The sequence below is a fragment of the Actinomycetota bacterium genome (assembly GCA_005774595.1).
Taxonomy (GTDB): Bacteria; Actinomycetota; Coriobacteriia; order Anaerosomatales; family D1FN1-002; genus D1FN1-002.
Map to the genome: position 1 here is coordinate 1 of VAUM01000181.1, position 3,877 is coordinate 3,877.

At 73.9% G+C, this 3,877-nt stretch carries 1 protein-coding gene; it reads right to left on the reverse strand.

The window, feature by feature from the left end; genetic code table 11:
• The coding region (locus FDZ70_07430; protein ID TLM74019.1) for a serine/threonine protein kinase at positions 1-1,593 on the reverse strand (1,593 nt) is incomplete at its 3' end.
• Positions 1,594-3,877: the final 2,284 nt, after the last annotated feature.

Consider the following 3,877-nt stretch of genomic DNA (forward strand, 5'->3'; position numbering starts at 1 on the left):
GCCCCACACGACGTAGCCGATCACCAGGGCCGCCGTCGCCGCCGCCATGCCGGCCGCGGCCGCCCGGCGCGTGCCGCGGCGGCTCAGGAGCGACATCATCAGGCCGGCGAGACCCCAGGCCGCGACCGTCACGTACGCGCCCGGGTTCGCCCACACTGCCCCCGCGCCGCCGTGCTCGCCCAGGTTCCACGGCTCGGAGAAGAAGCGCAGCGGCACGGAGAGGTACGGCGCGATGGGGCGGTAGGCGGCCGCTGTGGTCATCACGACCGCCGCCGAGAGGGCGGAAGACAGCGCGGCCCACGCCGGCCCGAATGCGAATCCGAGCAGCATGGGGATCGCGAAACCGCAGCGCGCGACCGCGAACGCCGGCGCGAGGATCGGCGTGAAGGCGTAGCCCTTGCCCGAGCGGCCGACGAACCACCAGTACGCCGCCACCGCCGCGAAGACCAGCACCGCGAGCCACGGGCCGGCGGCCACCGCTTCCGCGGCGACGACGGCGAGCAAGCCGAGGGCGAGTCCGAGCGGCGGCGCGGCCCAGGCGCACGCGGCGACGACCGCGCCCGCGACCCACTCCGCGGCCGGCGGCAGTTCGAGGTGCGTGAGCGCACTGTATGCGCACCACGACGCGGCAGCGGTCGCGCCCGCTCGGCTGACGAGGTGCCCGCGGTTCGAGAGCCGGTCCCACAGCCCGAGCCCCTCGAGCGGGACCCCCTCGTCGGCCTCCTCGGCCAGGGCGCACACCAGGCGGCCGAGGGAGTCGCGTCCCGCCTGCGGGTCGCCGAGGTGTGGCGTGAGATCCGACGCGAACTCGGCGACCGTGCGGTAGCGTTGCCCTCGGTGCGGAGCGAGGCCCGTCATGACGACGCCGTCGATGCCGGCGGGCAGCCGGCGGACGAGGTCTGAGGGCGCCGGCGCGTCCTCGAGCTCGATGCGGAAGATCGCGTCGTCGACGCGGTCGGCGGCGAACGGGTTGCGGCCCGTGAGCATCTCGTAGGTCAGCGCCGCGAGGGCCCACTCGTCGCAGCGCTCGTCGAGCTGCTCGCCGACGAGCTGCTCGAGCGGCATGTAGCCGAGCGTCCCGCCGAGCCCCGGCGCGTGGCCGCCGAGCCCGGTGAGCGCCGCGACGCCGAAGTCGGCGATCTTGATGCGCCCCTCGCGCGTGATGAGCACGTTGTCCGGCTTCAGGTCGAGGTGCAGCACCCCGTTGTCGTGCGCGAAGCGCAGCGCCGCCGCGACGTCCGCGACCACCGCCGCGATCTCGTCCAAGTCCAGCGGGGCGCCGGTGCGGTCGAGCAGCTCCGAGAGCGGCAGGCCGTCGACGTGCTCCATGATGAGGAACGCCTCGTCGGCGTCGGTGTCCCATTCATGGACCGTGACGATGCCGGGGTGGTTGAGCAGGGCGGCTGTGCGCGCCTCGCCGAGGCCGCGCTTCGAGACCGGACGGCCGTCCTCGGACAGCGGGAGCGGGAGGCGCTTGATCGCGACCCGGCGCGCCATCTTCGTGTCGTACGCGAGCACGACCGAGCCGTGCCCGCCCTCTCCGAGGAGGGCGAGAGGACGGTAGCGGTCGAGGATGAGGCCGTGCTCCTCCACTCACGCTCCTCGCGGTAACGGGCCGGACGCGGCCGGGCCTCCGCGAAGATTCTACCAGCGGACGGGCCCGGGTCGGGCCTACGTCCAGCCGCGCGCCAGCTCTTGGGCGCGGTCGCGCAGGTAGACCCTGCCGCGCTCCCAGACGATGCCGATACCGACGAGCAGCAGCCCGACTGCCGCGAACCCGAGCCACGCGGGGATGTGGTCGATGAAGGTCTGCAGGAAGTCGAAGGACGTCTTGAACAGCGCGAGCAGCCCCACGACCGCGAAGCCCGCGTAGCGCCGCCAGAACCCCGCGACCGCGAACGCGGCGCTCGCCGCCAGCGCGACGACGAACAGCGTGAAGCCGTGCAGGTAGTCGCCCTGGTCCAGTGAGCCGAGCGCGAGTGCGGGTACCACGAACAGGCACAGGATCCGGGCCGCGGCCCGCCACTCGCCGGCCTTGCGCCAGAACCACCAGCCGAGGAGCGGCGCGGGGAGCTGGAGCAGCATGGCGTAGCCGGTGTCGAGCACGTGGTCCGGCTCCTCCAGCCACGCCCAGACGGCGAGCGTCGCCAGCAGCACCCCCGCTACCGCGTACGCGTCGAACCGGTACAGCGCCGCGCAGGCGAGCGCCACGCCGGCGACGGCGAACAGCGCCCACGGGTCGAAGTCGACGTCGAAGGCGTTGAGGGTGTTGAGCGCGGCTCCTGCCGCGAGCAGGCCGACCGGGACGCTCGAGAGCAGCGACCGGCGCAGGTCGAACGAGACCGCCAGGGCCGCGACGAGCATGATCGCGAACCACGCGGCGGGCCACGCGAAGTCCGCGGCAGTGCTGCCGGCATACGTGGCGCCCGCGTACGTGGCGACGACGCTTGCGAACGCCAGTGCCATCGCCGCGAGACCGAAGCCCGGGGCGCGCATATGGAACGCGGCGTAGAGCAGCGCGCCGGCACACGCGGCCATCGCGAGTGCGAGCCAGGGCTGCTGCAGGGGCAGCACCGCGGCGAGCAGGAGGAAGCCGGCGGGGCCGAGGAGCACCGCGGCGCCCTGCGCGGTCGTCCTCGGCGCGAGGTCCCGCCGGTCGGCCGCGACCAGCCACAGAGCCGCCAGCACGAGCCCCGTCGCGCCGGGCAGCAGGCTGTTCCAAGTGAACGCGAGGGTGGACGCGGACGGCTCGAGCAGGCGGGTCCACGCGCTGCCGGGGCCGAGCGCGAGGATCGTGAGCAGGGGGAACGGGAGCGCGACGACCCCCTCGAGGTCACGGCCGGCGGCGACGTACCACGCGGCGGGCGCGAGCGCGCCGAGGTACAGGATGCCGAGTCCGTCCGCGCCGGCGCCCCATCCCCACGCGGTGACCAGCAGCGTGCCGAGCACCGACGCGAGCAGCGCCTCCGGAAGCCGATGGAAGCGCTCGGGCAGCTGCGGGACGAGCTCGGCGATCCACCCCGACGTGCGCCACAGCACCGCGATCGCACAGAGCAGTGCGACCGGGATGATCGCGACGTACGACGCCGGCTCCGGCACGCCGCCGTACGCCTCGGCGATCTCGATGATGACGTGGGCGGCGGTGGCGACGACCGCGAGCGGCAGCGCGAGCGCGGTGGCGATGCCCGCCACGGCGCGGGTGGCACGGAGCCACCGGTCGTCGGTGGCCCCGATCGCACCGGCCGTGTACGCCAGCGCGACCGCGGCGGGGATGATCGGCACGAGGTCTCCATCGGGCAACGACAGCGCGAACGGCGCGATGCCGGCGGTGATGCCTCCGATCACCAGGAACGCGGTCTGCCGGCGCCAGGCGTAGAGCGCGTACGACGCGACGGACGTCCCGAGCATCAGGAAGCACAGCCAGGGGTTGATGGTCAGGTCGCCGAGGACGGTCTCGCGCTGCGACAGGGACAGCACGAACGAGCCGAACGCGCCGATCGCGATGGGCAGGGTCGCGGCGCCGAGCCAGAAGAACGTCATCGCGGCGTGCTTGAGCTTCGTGCGCTCCACCAGCGCGAAGATGCCGAACAGCGCGGCGTCGTAGCCGGCGATGATGCCGAACTTCAGTTCGTCGGCGAAGCTCTGCCAGCCGTAGGCGGTGAACGTGATCGCCGCCATGAACAGCAGGAACGCTCCGAGGTACAGCGCGAGCACCGGGCCGAACGCAACGCGCGGCTCGCGCGGGGCGGTCGCGGCGCCGGGCCACGCGGGCGCGGGAGCCGTGGGCACAGGGGCGGGAGGAGGCGCCGGCGGCGCGCAGCCGAGAGCGGCGAGCCTCGCGTCGATGCGGCGGTCGATGAGCGCGCGGCTGTCGGGG